Source organism: Acinetobacter tandoii DSM 14970 = CIP 107469 (genome assembly GCF_000400735.1).
GTDB classification, from domain to species: domain Bacteria; phylum Pseudomonadota; class Gammaproteobacteria; order Pseudomonadales; family Moraxellaceae; genus Acinetobacter; species Acinetobacter tandoii.
In genome coordinates, this window is sequence record NZ_KE007366.1 from 524,781 (window position 1) to 541,189 (window position 16,409).

General features: G+C 41.5%; 16 protein-coding genes. 5 read left to right on the forward strand and 11 right to left on the reverse strand.

Annotated elements, in window-relative coordinates; genetic code table 11:
• Positions 1-3: 3 nt before the first annotated feature.
• The 4 genes from fusA to I593_RS09140 form a co-directional block, all read right to left on the reverse strand.
• A complete protein-coding gene (fusA, locus tag I593_RS09125) occupies positions 4-2,142 on the reverse strand; it encodes an elongation factor G (protein ID WP_016167281.1) in 2,139 nt (712 codons plus the stop codon).
• 130 nt (positions 2,143-2,272) lie between these two features.
• Positions 2,273-2,743 carry a 30S ribosomal protein S7 gene (gene rpsG / locus I593_RS09130; RefSeq protein ID WP_016167282.1) on the reverse strand — a complete coding sequence of 157 codons (471 nt, stop codon included), beginning with the start codon at positions 2,741-2,743 and terminating at the stop codon, positions 2,273-2,275.
• Between the two features lie 177 nt (positions 2,744-2,920).
• The gene (gene rpsL / locus I593_RS09135) at positions 2,921-3,295 is read right to left on the reverse strand and encodes a 30S ribosomal protein S12 (RefSeq protein WP_002050319.1); all 375 of its coding nucleotides are present in this window, start codon (positions 3,293-3,295) and stop codon (positions 2,921-2,923) included.
• 154 nt (positions 3,296-3,449) lie between these two features.
• Positions 3,450-4,886: an EcsC family protein gene (locus I593_RS09140; protein ID WP_016167283.1), complete on the reverse strand. Its 1,437-nt coding sequence runs from the start codon at positions 4,884-4,886 to the stop codon at positions 3,450-3,452.
• Between the two features lie 271 nt (positions 4,887-5,157).
• Here I593_RS09140 and I593_RS09145 point away from each other — a divergent pair, with 271 nt between their 5' ends.
• Together I593_RS09145 and hemJ are read left to right on the forward strand one after the other, a co-directional pair.
• Positions 5,158-6,387: a beta-ketoacyl synthase N-terminal-like domain-containing protein gene (locus I593_RS09145; RefSeq protein ID WP_016167284.1), complete on the forward strand. Its 1,230-nt coding sequence runs from the start codon at positions 5,158-5,160 to the stop codon at positions 6,385-6,387.
• A gap of 76 nt (positions 6,388-6,463) precedes the next feature.
• Complete coding sequence (gene hemJ / locus I593_RS09150) at positions 6,464-6,916, forward strand: protoporphyrinogen oxidase HemJ (RefSeq protein WP_016167285.1); 453 nt, start codon at positions 6,464-6,466, stop codon at positions 6,914-6,916.
• An 83-nt stretch (positions 6,917-6,999) separates the two neighbouring features.
• Here hemJ and I593_RS09155 read toward each other — a convergent pair whose 3' ends face one another.
• The 5 genes from I593_RS09155 to I593_RS09175 all read right to left on the reverse strand — a co-directional run bounded on the left by I593_RS09155 (position 7,000) and on the right by I593_RS09175 (position 12,686).
• The gene (locus I593_RS09155) at positions 7,000-8,103 is read right to left on the reverse strand and encodes an acyltransferase family protein (RefSeq protein ID WP_016167286.1); all 1,104 of its coding nucleotides are present in this window, start codon (positions 8,101-8,103) and stop codon (positions 7,000-7,002) included.
• 188 nt (positions 8,104-8,291) lie between these two features.
• On the reverse strand, positions 8,292-9,731 hold the full coding sequence (locus I593_RS09160) for an amino acid permease (protein WP_016167287.1): 1,440 nt from the start codon (positions 9,729-9,731) through the stop codon (positions 8,292-8,294).
• 177 nt (positions 9,732-9,908) lie between these two features.
• Positions 9,909-10,268, reverse strand: a complete 360-nt coding sequence (locus I593_RS09165; protein WP_016167288.1) for a RidA family protein — start codon at positions 10,266-10,268, stop codon at positions 9,909-9,911.
• 10 nt (positions 10,269-10,278) lie between these two features.
• On the reverse strand, positions 10,279-11,382 hold the full coding sequence (gene alr, locus I593_RS09170; RefSeq protein WP_016167289.1) for an alanine racemase: 1,104 nt from the start codon (positions 11,380-11,382) through the stop codon (positions 10,279-10,281).
• Between the two features lie 44 nt (positions 11,383-11,426).
• Entirely contained in the window at positions 11,427-12,686 is a 1,260-nt protein-coding gene (locus I593_RS09175; protein WP_016167290.1) for a D-amino acid dehydrogenase, read from the reverse strand.
• A gap of 140 nt (positions 12,687-12,826) precedes the next feature.
• Between I593_RS09175 and I593_RS09180 the strand changes: the two genes are divergently transcribed.
• Positions 12,827-13,291, forward strand: a complete 465-nt coding sequence (locus tag I593_RS09180; protein ID WP_016167291.1) for an Lrp/AsnC ligand binding domain-containing protein — start codon at positions 12,827-12,829, stop codon at positions 13,289-13,291.
• Positions 13,292-13,387: 96 nt separating this feature from the next.
• Positions 13,388-14,131: a sporulation protein gene (locus I593_RS09185; protein WP_016167292.1), complete on the forward strand. Its 744-nt coding sequence runs from the start codon at positions 13,388-13,390 to the stop codon at positions 14,129-14,131.
• 60 nt (positions 14,132-14,191) lie between these two features.
• Here I593_RS09185 and I593_RS09190 read toward each other — a convergent pair whose 3' ends face one another.
• Positions 14,192-14,836: an HAD-IA family hydrolase gene (locus tag I593_RS09190; RefSeq protein ID WP_016167293.1), complete on the reverse strand. Its 645-nt coding sequence runs from the start codon at positions 14,834-14,836 to the stop codon at positions 14,192-14,194.
• A gap of 82 nt (positions 14,837-14,918) precedes the next feature.
• Here I593_RS09190 and I593_RS09195 point away from each other — a divergent pair, with 82 nt between their 5' ends.
• Positions 14,919-15,686 carry a hydroxymethylpyrimidine/phosphomethylpyrimidine kinase gene (locus tag I593_RS09195; RefSeq protein ID WP_016167294.1) on the forward strand — a complete coding sequence of 256 codons (768 nt, stop codon included), beginning with the start codon at positions 14,919-14,921 and terminating at the stop codon, positions 15,684-15,686.
• 55 nt (positions 15,687-15,741) lie between these two features.
• On the opposite strand, the gene I593_RS09200 is transcribed toward I593_RS09195, so the two are convergent.
• Positions 15,742-16,395 carry a nuclease-related domain-containing protein gene (locus tag I593_RS09200; protein ID WP_016167295.1) on the reverse strand — a complete coding sequence of 218 codons (654 nt, stop codon included), beginning with the start codon at positions 16,393-16,395 and terminating at the stop codon, positions 15,742-15,744.
• Between the last annotated feature and the right edge of the window lie 14 nt (positions 16,396-16,409).

Below are 16,409 nucleotides of genomic sequence, written 5' to 3' on the forward strand. Positions count from 1 at the left end.
AGATTACTCGTCGTCACCTTTTTTACCGCCAGATTGGAACTTAGCGATAATGCCTTCCGCCACGTTACGTGGAGTTTCAGCGTATTTAGCGAATTCCATTGAGTAAGTCGCACGACCTTGAGACATAGAACGCATTTGAGTCGCGTAACCAAACATCTCAGCTAATGGAACTTCTGCTTTAATTGCTTTTGTTCCACCAGGAAGATCGTCCATACCTTGAACCATACCACGACGACGGTTTAAGTCACCCATGATATCGCCCATGTAGTCTTCTGGAGTTTCTACTTCAACTTTCATGATTGGCTCAAGCAAGATAGGATCCGCTTTCATGAAACCATCACGGAATGCGTAAGAACCAGCCATTTTGAACGACAATTCGTCAGAGTCGACATCATGGTAAGAACCGTCGAATAATGTCGCTTTGATACCCACAACAGGATAGCCAGCCAATACACCATTCTTCATACGTTCTTGAATACCTTTATCAACCGCGCCGAAGAATTCTTTAGGTACTACACCACCAACAACTTCTTCAACGAATTGGTATTCTTTACCAGCTTCTTCAACATCAAGCGGTTCAAGACGTACATATACGTGACCAAACTTACCTTTACCACCAGTTTGACGTACGAATTTACCTTCTTGTTCAACCGACTTTTTGATCGTTTCACGGTAAGCAACCATTGGTTTACCAATGTTCGCTTCAACACCGAATTCACGCTTCATACGGTCAACGATGATGTCAAGGTGAAGCTCACCCATACCCGCAATAATCGTTTGACCAGATTCTTCATCTGTACGAACGCGGAATGATGGATCTTCTTTCGCCAAACGACCTAAAGCAATCGACATTTTTTCTTGGTCAGCTTTAGTTTTTGGTTCAACAGCCAATGAAATTACTGGCTCTGGGAATTCCATACGCTCAAGAGTAATGATGTTTTTCTCATCACATAATGTATCACCAGTGGTAACGTCTTTAAGACCTACACACGCGGCAATATCACCTGCACGGATTTCATCAAGATCTTGACGTTCGTTCGCATGCATTTGCACGATACGACCAATACGTTCACGCTTAGACTTAACTGGGTTATAAACTGGGTCACCTTGTTTAAGTACACCAGAGTAAACACGTACGAATGTTAAGTTACCTACGAATTTGTCGTTCATGATTTTGAACGCAAGCGCAGAGAACGGAGCTTCGTCAGATGCTTCACGAGATGCTTTAGTTTCATCTTTGTCGTCAAGAATACCTTCAATCGCTTTAACTTCTGTAGGAGAAGGTAAGAATTGAATTACAGCATCCAACATACGTTGAACACCTTTGTTCTTGAACGCAGAACCACAAAGCATTACTTGAATTTCAGATGCTAATGTACGAGCACGTAAACCAGCGATGATGTCTTCTTTAGAAAGATCACCTTCTTCTAGGTACTTGTCCATTAACTCTTCTGAAGCTTCAGCAGCAGCTTCAACCATGTTGGTACGCCATTCATCAGCAGTATCAACGAGGTCAGCAGGGATGTCGCCATATTCGAACTTCATACCTTGAGACGCTTCGTCCCAGATAATCGCTTTCATTTCGATAAGGTCAACAACACCAGCAAATGTATCTTCAGCACCAATTGGCACAACGATTGGCACAGGATTACCGCCCAAACGTGTTTTCATTTGTTCAACAACACGGAAGAAGTTTGCACCTGTACGGTCCATCTTGTTCACGAATGCTAAACGAGGCACTTTATATTTGTTCGCCTGACGCCATACAGTTTCAGACTGAGGTTGTACACCACCTACCGCACAGTAAACCATGCACGCACCGTCAAGAACACGCATAGAACGTTCAACTTCGATTGTGAAGTCTACGTGTCCCGGTGTATCGATTACGTTGATACGGTGTTGTGGGAATTGGCTACTCATACCAGACCAGAAACAAGTCGTTGCAGCAGAAGTAATGGTAATACCACGTTCTTGCTCTTGTTCCATCCAGTCCATTGTTGCTGCACCATCATGTACTTCACCAATTTTGTGAGATACACCTGTGTAGAACAAAATACGTTCAGTCGTAGTTGTTTTACCTGCGTCAATGTGCGCAGAGATACCAATGTTACGGTAACGAGAAATTGGGGTTTGACGAGCCATGATTTCTAGCATTCCTAAATTTTGTTGTTAAAACAGGACGCTTTAAGCTGCATAGCAACTTAAAGCGATTTGATGACAATTATGTGAAAACACAAGAGTCTTTGTCCTGATTAAGGCCTGTTTTATCCGCTTAGAAACGGTAGTGAGAGAAGGCTTTGTTGGCTTCAGCCATACGGTGCACATCTTCACGTTTTTTAACAGCTGCACCTTTACCTTCAGCTGCATCAAGCAACTCACCAGCAAGACGTAAAGCCATCGTTTTTTCAGAACGCTTAGCAGCAGCATCTACCAACCAACGCATAGCCAAGGCAGTACGACGGGATGGGCGCACTTCCATAGGTACTTGATAAGTAGCACCACCAACACGGCGTGCTTTTACTTCGACCATAGGACGAACTTTTTCAAGAGTAGTCTCGAAAAATTCAACTGGGTCTACTTTGTTTTTTTCTTGAACGCGGTCTAAAGCACCGTAAACGATACTTTCAGCAATAGATTTTTTACCATCTTGCATTACGTGGTTCATGAATTTAGCGATTGTTTGGCTACTGAACTTAGGATCCGGAAGGATTTCACGAGCAGCAACTACGCGACGTCTTGGCATTTTAAACTACCTATATATATGACACTTCAGGTTAATCCAGCAGTAGTACAAAGTGTCGTGTACTTTCGCTGGCCTTACTACACGTCGCTTGAATTTCACAAAATTAATGCAGAAATCAGACAAGCGAGACGATAAAGGATTGCAGTTCTAGCGAAATAAGATTTTAATCTCGAAAGATTATTTCTTAGGACGTTTAGTACCGTATTTAGAACGTGACTGGTTACGATCTTTCACGCCAGCACAGTCTAAAGAACCACGAACGGTATGGTAACGTACACCTGGTAAGTCTTTAACACGACCACCACGGATAAGAACAACACTGTGCTCTTGTAGGTTATGGCCTTCACCACCGATGTAGCTAGATACTTCAAAGCCTGAAGTTAAGCGAACACGGCAAACTTTACGCATTGCTGAGTTAGGTTTTTTAGGTGTAGTTGTGTAAACACGTGTACAAACACCACGACGTTGTGGACAAGCCTTCAACGCAGGAACTTTAGATTTTTCAACTAAAGTCGTACGACCCTTGCGGATCAACTGATTTGTTGTTGCCATATGGCAATTCTCCCGTTAATAAAAAGCCCCAAAAAATACTACTTTTTGAGGGCATGCAATTGTAAGTCAAGATGCAAAAATGGTCAACCTAAGCAAAGCATCAATCCATCAGCCTTTCGGCTTTTCTTGTCATTTTTTAAACACTTTTCGTTGTTTACTGTTCAGTCGGTGGCGTAGTCTTTTTTGTAACCCTTTTTGTTGGAGTTTTACGTGGACGTTTTCCCACGACAACAGGCTCTGCCAATGGATTTTCAATTTGCTCTACTACACCATCCACAATGACCTCAACTGCTTGAGGACTTAGAGCAGATTGTTGTTGAGCTTTATCATGAGGCTCTACCAGATGATCAGCTAATTTTTCCAAGCCTTGTTCTATTTGCTGCTGTTGTTCAGTTTCATCGCTCGGTTTTGTGGTGGTTTTTTTCTTGACGCGTACTTTGGCAATATTTTGATGATTTTCCAGTTTAAACTCTGCAATATCATTGAATGACGCGGCCTCAACCAAACTTGGCTGTACAGTTCCAGTTAATAACTTAGGTGTTGCCTGAGCCAATAAAGTTAATGATCGCTCGTAAGCAGCGACCACCGAGAGTTCAAGGTCTTTGTGTTGCTGGAGATATTGGCGTGCTTGAGCAAAAACTACTTGTGCTTTGCAATTGACGTCCTCAATTAACTTCCAACTATATACTGCACTTAAGGTTGCACTTGCCACAGGCGTGAATTTACTAAGGAAGCTATAATTTGGAACTTTATTCATCCAAGCCCATGTATAATCCCCCTGCTCATTGTGTAGCCATTTTTTAAGCAATTCAAGATCATTGCTAGAGCCCAATAAATACTGCAACTGCCCAATGTCATGTGTTTGCAACATTTTAGACACTGTTTTAATCGCCATTAATAAAGCTTGTTTCTCAGCAATGAGCCCTAAATCAATTTGTTTAAAAATAAACTGAACGATCTCTTGCTCGGTATCTTTATTCAGTTCAAAACCATAAGAGCGTCCGACTTGATAAATGGTTCTCAATGACAGAATTAAAGACAATGGAATATCCACACTGGAGCCAATGGTACCTGTTGCCCCTGTGAGCATACCTTGTAAAGAGGCAATCCATTTGTTTTGTTCAGCCAGAGCCTGACTAATCCGTTTAGAACGATCAATGTCTTGCGTTAAGGTTTCCAGATCGCGTACGCCGGCCTGATCTAAAACGTCATCAACAGAACCAATATCTGAACTAAAGGCATTCAACTTTTCAAAAAAATAGTCACTAATTTTGTCGGTATACTGTGGTGCTACAAAATTCGCCACGTTATTCACTTTAGAATAATGACGTCCTAAAAGTTGTCGGGAAACTTGCGGGAAATGCTCACGTAAAATCTGCTGTGCATCTTGATACTTTTTCCTTTCAAAAGCTGGTTTAGAATGTGCTTTCCCTTCAATAAACTCTGAATTTCCCGCACCTTGTGGATATGCTGCAACAGAGCCTGGTGCAACATGTTGCAAAACATCTATTCCTGTTTGGCTGAGCTTTTTAGCCACTCCAAAGGCATTTGAGAGGAATCCTGTTGATTGTTTATTATTAGCTTCTGTCATTCTCAATCCTTCTTTTTCAATTCTTTCATTTCTCGCTAAATACTAGGTATAGTCTAAGTTTATCTCAACATCAAACTGTTTCTTTTAGTTAAGAACTTTGACTAAATTTGTTTTTTTTCTTTCCCCCAAATACACATCATATTTGCCATAAGAATTCAAAAATCTTTCTGCTATCATGATTGCAAATCAAACATATGAAGACTTGTAGCATAAAGGCTCTCCCCTGATTGCATATAGTCATTCGAAATATCACCATATAAGGGATCTGTAGATGAAACGTGTTGTAATTACTGGTATGGGCATCAACTCATGTATCGGTAACACTTTAGAAGATGTCACTCATTCATTGCAAAACGGGATTTCTGGTACACGTTTTAACCCGACTTATGCTGAACTTAATTTCAAAAGTCACATCAGTGCAGCAGCAGAACAAGATTTCGACCACATTGACCGTAAATTAAAACGTTTTATGGGTGTGTGTGCGATGTACGCGTATAACGCTGCGGTTGCTGCGGTTGAAAATGCTGGTTTGACTGCTGAGCAAATTGGTGGCAATCCACGCTATGGTATTACAGGTGGTTCAGGTGGTGGCTCAACTGCTTCTGTCATTGAAATGAAAGAATTGCTCGACACCAAAGGTGCGCGTAAAGTTGGTCCATTCTTCGTACCACGCAACATGTCAAACACCATCACTGCGAACGTAGGCGTTGCATTTAAAATGCAAGGTGTTGCACACACCATTACAAGCGCTTGTGCAACTTCTGCTGATGCTATTGGTTATGCTTACAACCTGATTCAATTGGGTAAACAAGACCTCATGCTTGCAGGTGGCGGTGAAGAAGATCACTGGTCACAAAGCTTATTGTTTGATGCAATGGGTGCGCTTTGCTCAAAGTACAACGATACACCAGAAACAGCTTCTCGCCCGTATTCAGCAGACCGTGACGGTTTCGTGATTGCTGGTGGTGGCGGTTTCGTGGTTCTTGAGTCACTTGAACACGCTCAAGCACGTGGTGCCAACATCTTAGCTGAAGTTGTGGCATATGCTGCGAACAGTGATGGTGCAGACATGGTTGCTCCATCAGGTGAAGGTGCAACGCGTTGCGTACTTATGGCACTTGAAGAAGCGAAACAGCATGGCGTAGACAAGATTGACTATGTGAATACACACGGTACATCTACACCTGCTGGTGACGTTACTGAATTGTTAGCAATGGAACGTGCATTTGGCGAAGGTCAAGTTCCTCCACTAAGCTCAACCAAGTCAATGACAGGTCACAGTTTGGGTGCTGCTGGCGTACAAGAAGCTATTTACTCTGTATTGATGATGCAAAATGACTTCATTGCACCGAACATCAATGTGACTGAACTTGATGAAGGCGCAAAACCATTTGATATCGTACTTGAAAAACGCGATACAAAATTGAATACTGTGATGAGTAACAGTTTCGGTTTTGGCGGTGTAAATGCTTGTCTCATTTTCAAAAAATGGGAAGGTTAATTTAAGAAATCTTGATCATTCATTGCTGATGCAGTGAATGATCAACTTTCCACACTGCCCTTAAAAGGGTGAATTGATGGATGCTCCTTCTGATGCTTTCCTTTGGGTAAAAGCATTACATATCATTGCAGTCGTTTGTTGGTTCGCTGCACTCTTCTACCTCCCCCGTTTATATGTCTATCACGCCATGAGCGATGATGCAGTCAGTCATCAGCGTTTCGAAGTGATGGAGCGTAAACTCTATCGTGGCATTATGTGGCCCGCGATGATCGCAACCCTCATTACGGCACATTTTTTGGTGGATTGGGGAGATGCAACGCGCCATTACCATGAAGCATTGTGGTTTTACCTGAAAGTCGGCTTAGTTGGCCTATTGGTGATTTACCATTTTGTCTGCGGTTATTACCGTAAGAAACTCATTGGTAATGCACATTACAAGTCACACAAGTTCTGGCGCTTCTTTAATGAAATGCCGACCCTCATTTTATTTGCTGTGGTGATTTTAGTCGTGGTGAAACCGACATTTTAAAATCCCCGAAATGAAAAGCCCTGATTAGTTCAGGGCTTTTTTATATCTATAAAAATCAACAGCACACCCAAAAAGCAGAGCTATTAGCGTATCCAAGCTTGACGTATTTTTAAATTGAGCGGAGTCGAATAATACTTTTCAATTGCCCAACTCATTATAAACACTGCAATAAAATAAACTGGCAGCAACATCAGCTTTTCAGCCGCTAAAGTTTCTTTTGGGAAATACACAACTTTCATAAAACCCAAAACAATTAAGTGAAACAAATACATTTCATAGCTACGCTGTCCAATCCAAACTAAACTCCGTGCAGCGTATGAGACAGGTTCAACTTTCGGGTCTTGTACAAAGCAAAACATCAGCAACGCTGTAAGTAACGCAAATACACTGATACCCCATATACTCACTTCTTTGATCGGTGCATAAAAATATAAAGCGGTCATCAAAAATACAGTCACCGCAACAATCACTTTTGGATTGTAAATGACGCCTTTAAAATACTGTGCATACATTGCGGTGAGGCAGCCAATCGCAATTCCATCAAAACTAGAAAAGTAGTGATACAGATAAGCGCCACTTTCTTCTGCAAAATGCAGGGCACGAAAATAAGGTGCATACGCGATGATAAGGAGCAGAAAAACAATAAACCCTTTGCCTCGACCAAGCACTAAACACAGTATAGGAAAGGCTAAATAAAAGACCTCTTCTACTGATAAAGACCACAATACCCCTAGGGCATAATTGATCCATCCAAATTCAATAATCAATATGTTCATCCAAAAGATAAAAGCTGAAAGGACGGTCACCGCATAAGATACGTCTACACCATTCGGTGACTGATTCATGAATGGTTTAAGTTCCAAAGCACCCAGTACGGTGACAATTGCAACCAATAACACCAGACACGGCATAATTCGAGCAATACGTCGGATATAAAAATCTTTCAGCTTAATCTGCGCCAAAGATCCGCTGCGTTGCAAAGTATGTTGGGTAATCAAAAAACCTGAAATGACAAAAAACATGGTCACACCATAATTACCATTTCTTGCAATTAAGGTACTTAAGCTTTCACCCCCAATTGGGATACCGAGAAACGTATCGTGTAATTTATAAGGAATATTAAAATGATGAACCAATACCAAAAGGATGGACACTCCACGCAGGATGTCGATTTTATAATTACGCATAGATCATTGTTAAAATTTTAAAGTGCTTCATTAAAAATGAAATGGCTCGAGTTAAATAGCTTTTATAAATAAAATCATACAATTATCTCATACTTAATTAGAGTACATTTACTTTGTTTAGACAAAAAGAAAACCCTGCTGATGCAGGGTTTTCTCTCAGATATCGCAAGCTAAGCGATGCGTTTTACTTAGTTATCAAGTTGCTGCGCTAACATACGTTTTTTCACACGTGGCAAATACAGTACTCGATAAGTAATCGTCAAAATAATGAGCCAAACTGGACTAATAATTAAGGCACGTAAGGTATCAGGTTCTAAACTTAAAATAATCAGGGTAAAGAATAGGAAAATCAAAACCACATAAGACATCCATACCCCACCCGGCATTTTGAACTTCGATTGTGCATGTAATTCAGGGCGTAATTTACGGTAGCGTAAATAGCACACCATAATAAGCCCCCAAATACTGATAAATAGAATTACACACAACGAACTTGCCAAGGTGAATGCTTCTACAGTATTCGGAACGAAATACTGCAATGCTGCGCCTGCCATAATAAAGAGACATGAGAACAGCAAGCCTTTGGCGGGTACAGCTCGGCTAGATAATTCACCCAATCCTTTTGGTGCCTGACCACCTAAAGACAAACCGTATAGCATACGACTGGTCGAGAACACGCCACTATTCATTGATGACATTACCGAAGATAATACCACCAAGTTCATAATCACTGCTGCACCACCAATCCCTGCATGTAAAAACAGGCTGACGAATGGACTTTGATCCGCTGGAATTTCATTCCACGGTGTTACTGACATTACAATAAATAACGCCAACACATAGAATAAAATGATTCGGGTTGGAATGGCATTCACGGCTTTGGGTAAGTTCTTTTCTGGATCTTTCGCTTCAGCAGCCATTGTTCCAATTAATTCCACACCTACAAAAGCAAAGAGTGCAATCTGAAAACCTGCCAAGAAACCACTTGCACCTTTAGGGAACATTCCACCATGTGACCAGACATTGCTAAAACTTGCGATTGAACCCTGTGGTGCTTGGAAATGACTGAACACCATAAAACCACCGATGACAATCAATCCTAAAATGGCGAGAATTTTGATTAATGCAAACCAAAATTCAATTTCACCAAATAGCTTGACGGTTAAAAGATTCAGTCCAAGTACCAACAATACACAACCTGCACTGATCAACGCTTGCCCTATGGGCGTAAACGCCATATCGGGCGGTAACCAGAAATTCAGATAATTGATAATCGCCGCAAGGTCAGCAATACCGACCAAGACCCAACCGAGCCAATACGACCAACCGATATAATAGCCTGCTGCAGGACCAATTAAATCGTGTGCCATATCGATGAAAGATTTGTAATGCAGATTGGAAAGTAGAATTTCACCTAATGCACGCATCAGGAAAAAGAACATACCGCCAATGATCATATAGATCAGTAAAATTGAAGGTCCAGCGAGGGAGATGGTTTTCCCTGAACCCATAAATAAACCTGTACCAATAGCTCCGCCAATTGCAATCAATTGTAAATGACGATTAGAGAGCTTGCGTTGCAACTCATGGGTTGCTTGTTCAGCTTTTGGCTCACGCACTGTGGTCATAACTCAACATCCTTTTTTAATTCCTTTACTGGACTTAACCCAGATCTAGCTCCTCACGAGCAATACAATTAATCTAGGGTTAAGCCTGTGTCCTTAACAATGTAATCTTTAACCTTCGTGGTTAATTAGCTGATCACATTGCTCATTGCTTACGTCCTCCATTCCATGGAAGAGCACTTACTTTTGTGCCGCAATTACTGCAATTTCAATGAGCCATTTTGGATTGACCAAATCGGCTTGAATCGTGGCACGTGCAGGCGTTGCATGGTCTTTCAACCAATCAATCCAGATTTCATTCACCACTGAAAAATCCGACAAATCTTTCAGAAAAAGCTGTGCTGAAAGAATTCGGCTTTTATCACTATTGGCTTGTGCCAAAAGTTGATCAATGGTGTTTAATACATCTTGGGTTTGTCCATTAATATCTAAATCAGGATTTTTTGGGACCTGACCTGATAAATACACCACGTTGTTAAAAACTGTCACGGCGCTCATCACAGGGGTGGTATTGAAGCGCTGAATATCCTGTTGTGACATGATTAATTCCTTATTCCTGAATTGAAAAATTGACGCGTGCTGTGACTGCGCACATTAGTTCATAGCCAACAGTGCCTGAAGTTGCTGCAACCTCATCTATCGGCAATACCGCCCCAGTGCTTGATTGACCCCATAACACCACTTCGCTGCCTATCTGCGCATCGGGAATTGGATCAAGATCAACTGCGAGCATGTCCATGCTGACACGCCCTAAAGTACGGGTACGAATAGAGTTCACCAATACAGGCGTACCTGTCGGTGAAATACGTTGATAACCATCGGCATAACCACATGCCACAATCCCGACGCGAATTGGTCGATCTGCGACAAAACTAGAGCCATAGCCAATGCTGTCGTTTGGATTCACCTGTTGAATGGCGATGATTTCACTGCGCAAACTCATACTCGGTTGTAAATTCCAATCCTGAATAGTATGCGTTGGAAAATCTGGAGAACTGCCATATAGCATGATGCCGCTACGTGCGTAGTCTGAGCGTAGCTGAGTCGAGTATCTTAAAATTGCGGCACTATTGCTGATTGAACAAGGTGCTGGATACTGCTCTAAAATCTGCTGGAACACTTGATGCTGATATTCAATCCCCACCTGACCTTGACGCTCGCCATCAGCGTCAGAGAAATGCATCATGTGTACCAATTCTTTAACCGAAGCTAAATCCTTCAGTTTTTTCCATGCATCGACATAGTGTTCTGGTGTGAACCCTAAACGATTCATGCCATTGTTCATTTTTAAGAACACTTTGAATTGTGCTGCAACGGGAAACTGTTGTAACCATTGAATTTGCAATTCATTATGCACAGTAAAATTCAATTGATACTGTGCACAATCATATAAATCTTGCGGCGAGAAAATCCCTTCCAGTAACAGGATTTCCCCTGTCCAGCCCAAAGCACGAATGCGCTTTGCTTCTTCGATATCAAGCAATGCAAAACCATCGGCAGATTTAAAGGCTTGATACACGCGTTCAATGCCATGCCCGTAAGCATTGGCTTTGACCACAGCAAAAACTTGGCTATCTGGCATTGCGGCACGCGCAATTGCCAGATTATGTTTGAGTGCGGATTGATGAATCACCGCAGTAATTGGACGTGGCATAACTCTTCTTCCCTAAAATTCAAACAACTCCCTGAATTCAGGAATTATGCTGCACTTAAATAACGTTCAATCGATAACCCATCAATGCTGATGTCTGGTTTATGGTTCATCACCAAGTCACTAATCAGCTTGCCTGAACCACATGCCATGGTCCAACCTAAGGTGCCATGCCCTGTATTCAAGAACAGATTTTTGAAACGTGTTGCACCAATGATTGGCGTGCTGTCTGGCGTCATTGGGCGTAAGCCTGTCCAGAAAGTCGCATTTGGTAAATCACCGCCAGGGAATAAATCTTTGGTGACCATTTCTAGTGTGCCACGGCGGTCATCATTCAGCTTCAAGTTGAAACCACTTAGCTCTGCCATACCACCAACACGGATACGTTGATCAAAACGAGTAATCGCAATTTTGTAAGTTTCATCCAATACGGTTGATTGTGGTGCAAACGCAGGATCAATAATTGGCACTGTCAATGAATAGCCTTTGACTGGATAAACTGGTAGATGTAACTCAAGTGGTTTTAAGAAATCACGTGAATAACTACCGAATGCCAACACATAACGGTCTGCGGTCAATACTTGACCATTTACCACCACACCTTTAATTTCATCGCCTTCAACCACTAAGCGCTCGACGTTCTGGTTAAACAAGAACTTCACACCGTTAGCTTTAGCAATATCTGCAAGTGAATTGGTGAACTTATAGCAATCACCCGTTTCATCATTTGGTAAATGTAAACCACCGACCAATTTATCTTTGGCAAAGCCCAGTGCAGGTTCTACGCGAGCCAAGTCATCTTTCAATAACAACTCATGCGGTACACCACACTCTTTTAATACTTGAATATCACGTTGTACTGCTTCTAATTGCGCTTCATTACGGAACACCTGTAATGTTCCTTTAGAACGGTTTTCATAGCTGATGCCTGTGTCTTTACGCAATTCGCGCAAACAATCACGGCTATATTCTGCTACACGGGTCATACGTTCTTTGTTGACTGCATAACTTTGCGCATTACAGTTTTTGAGCATTTGTGCCATCCACTGTAACTGCCACATGCTACCATCCATGTTGATTGCTAATGGCGCATGATGCTGAAACATCCACTTGACCGCTTTAAATGGAATGCCAGGTGCGGCCCAAGGAGTCGAATACCCTGGCGAAATTTGCCCTGCATTACCAAAACTTGTTTCTTCTGCTGGACCTGATTGACGGTCCAATACAGTCACTTCTGCTCCCTGCTGCGCAAGATAATATGCACTTGCTACACCAATTACACCACTACCTAGAACAATTACGCGCATTTCCTTTATCCCACTGCTTCACCAGTTTATTTAACTAGTATATTTCTACATCAATAGTGAATTTGACTGATTTAATAGGTATAGTTAAGAGATATTCATGAAATTTTCACTAAAGAAAGGCAAAAAACAGAGAAAAGCTTATGCGTAAATTAGACCGTGTAGATCGCCTGATTTTGGATATTCTGCAAATGGAAGGACGAATTGCGATTAGTGAATTGGCTTCTCGGGTCAATTTATCCACTACGCCTTGCTCTGAACGGGTCAAGCGACTGGAACGCGACGGCATTATCACGGGCTATCATGCACGGCTGAATCCTGCACTGGTTGACCGAAACTTACTGGTGTTTTTAGAGATTAAACTCTCTGCCAAATCGGGAGATGTCTTTGACCAAGTCGCACGAGATTTGGTCGAAATTCCTGAGGTTTTGGAATGTCACTTAATTTCAGGCGAATTCGATTATCTGGTCAAAGCACGCTTAAAAGAGATGACTGCTTATCGCCGCTTATTAGGTGATTTATTGAAAAAACTCCCCTCATCTGCTTCATCGCATAGCTATATTGTGATGGAAGAAATTAAGGAAACTTTGTATTTAGATATGCGCTAAGGCTTGACTGAATTATGCTAATCTCATGCAGCTTTATTTTAGAAATCACTTATTTTTCTTAATTTTCATACCTTTCTCTTTGGGAATTTTTGCATCATGTTGAATAAACTTATGTCGAGCTTAGGTCTACAAGGCATTCAGGTAGACACTCGTATACACAACAGTCAATTACAAGCAGGTCAAGTCCTGAATGGAGAAGTCATTTTTACGGGTGCTTCTTCTAATAAACATATTAATGGCATCTATTTAAAATTAATGACCACAGCCGAAGTCGAATCGAATGACTCAGAATACAACACCAATTTGACGATTGCGGAATGGCATATTAGTGGTGCATTTGAATTACAAGCCAACCAGACCCACACCTTCCCGTTTTCAATTCAATTGCCGTTTGAAACACCTTTGACCGATCTGGCTTGCCACAGCAATAAAACCCGTGTTTGGTTACATACTCATTTAGATGTCGATTGGGGACTCGATGCCACCGATAAAGACTATCTACAGATTACCCCGACACCTACTATGCACAGCTTTATTCAAGCCATGCAACAATGTGGTTTTCACTTGGTGACTGCCGATGTTGAAAAAGGTCAACTTCGTGGCAATGGGTTTTACTCGACCCTTGGCTGTTATCAAGAGTTAGAGTTTAAACCTGCGCAGTTTTTTAGTGGCATCAATGAAATTGAAGTGTCCTTTGTAGCAGAACAGCATCAAACTCACGTGTTATTAGAAGTAGATCGTAAATTTAGAGGGGATGGCTTTAAAAGTTTTAGCATTCCACATCAACATGCCAATCCTGCAGTTTTAGCCAATGAAATTCGTAGAACATTAGGTATATAAAACCAAGCACCTTACTTTTCAACAAGGGAAAGTGAGGTGCTTAAATGGATCAATGATTGATTAAATCAGGTTCAACAAATCGGCAAAACGTTGGATTCGAGCCTTGGGTTGAGCTGCATCAAGTTCAGCCATAGAGCCATAGCCATATTCCACGGCAATGGTTTCAATGCCATTGCTGCGTGCGCCGAAAATATCATGCTCACGGTCACCCACCATCAAACATTCTTCGGCTTGAAGCTGCTCTTGTTCTAAAATATAAGCAATTAACTCGCCTTTATTGGTTCGTTCACCATTCAATTCACTGCCATAGGGATATTCAAAATACTCTAATAAATTAAAATGATCTAAAATCTGACGGGCATAAACTTCAGGTTTAGCAGTTGCCAAAAATAAGCGATAACCTTTGTTTTTTAATGATGCTAAAGTTTGTGCCACATCTTCAAACACATGATTTTCAAATAAACCTGTGACCGAGAAACGCTCGCGATAACCCAATAATGCTTGATCCGCCAATACATCATGAGGATCAACATTTAAAATTTTAGCCAAAGATGCTTTCAGTGGTGGACCAATAATCCAGTCAATATTCTCTGACTCAGGAATCGGGTGCCCCACTTTTGCCAAACCATACCGTGCAGAAGTGGTAATCCCGACTTTGGGATCTGTCAGTGTTCCATCTAAATCAATCAAGATATTCTTAATCATTGTCCAACCCAATAAATTACGCTCGAGACTTCGCTCAAAGTTGCCTATACTATCGCAAATCTCATGAATGAAGGAAATGTACATGCGCCCGACTGTACTGTGCTTTTCGGGTTTAGACCCTTCTGGCGGTGCTGGCTTACAAGCGGATATTGAAGCGATTGGTCAAAGTGGTGCGCATGCCGCAATTGCATGTACCGCACTGACCATTCAAAACTCACAACAAGTTTTTGGCTTTGAAGCAACCTCCAAAGAATTACTTTTGGCCCAAGCACATGCCGTCGTCGGTGATCTACCGATTCAGTGTGTGAAGTCTGGCATGCTCGGTACAACCGACAATATTGCCGCTTTGGCTGAATTTTTACGTGAACATCCAGAGTATCGTTATGTACTTGACCCAGTGTTGGTTGCGAATAGCGGTGGTTCTTTAGGAGATCAAGCCACCCTGGTCAAAGCTTTTGTCGAACTCATTCCATTGGCCACTATGCTTACTCCAAATACCGTAGAACTGCGTGCTTTAACGGGCGAACAGGACTTGGAAGCTGCCACGCAGAAATTGTTTGCGATGGGTGCAAAAGCGGTTTTGGTGAAAGGTGGACATGAAGATACTGCCGACTATATTCGCAATGCCTTATATATTGATGGGGAATTTGTATCTGAAAGCCATTGCCCACGTCTAGCAGGTGAATATCATGGTTCGGGCTGTTCACTCGCGAGCTTTATTGCAGGTCGTCTCGCGATGGGCGATGAGTTAAAGATTGCGGTACAACATGCAGAAACATGGTTATTTGGCGTATTAAAACAAGCGGAAACACCTGTACCGAATGGACAGAAAATTCCAAAACGTTTCTAAATTTTCGCTTTCATTTATAAAACCCACAGCTCTTGCTTGAACTGTGGGTTTATTTTTATTCACTGTGTTTGAGCTTTAAATTCTCAACATGTTGACGATTGGTTTTCCACGACTTTTCCAGTACTTCTTTTTCAATCCGTAATTGAATCCGCTTCAACTTCATCGGTGGAATCATCACCTCCTGAAAAGTTTTCACGTAATCCGTCCAAGCTGCTCCACGAAACACATTCTGAGGCATTTGCGTTTTAAACTCGCAGTCAGGCATAAATACGATTAAAGAATGAATAAACTGAGGCTCAACAATATCGGACAAAATATCTTCCAATACCTTTTGATGTTTATAGTTTTGATATAATGGATTTTGAAACTTAAAACTCTTTTTATAAATTTTCTGTGTCCATGTTTTTTGATGCTGATTACCAAAAATCCAGCCTTTATAATTTTTAGTTTCAATCACAAAAATACCAAAAGAGCTCAGTAGAATATGATCAATTTGTGTGGTCTGGTTCTGTTCATCTGGTAAGGTGCAATCGTTGAGTAAGGTATAACTGTCTTGATCTAAATAAAGTTTGACATGAGTTGCAACCGCAAACTCGCCCATTTTTCCTTTTAGGAAGGGTTTAAATGCCTTAAATAGCACAACGGCAATGAATAGTAATAAAATCCACCAAAATGTGGACGACAGCAGTGCAAAAATCTGTGCAATCATTTTACTTAAAATTA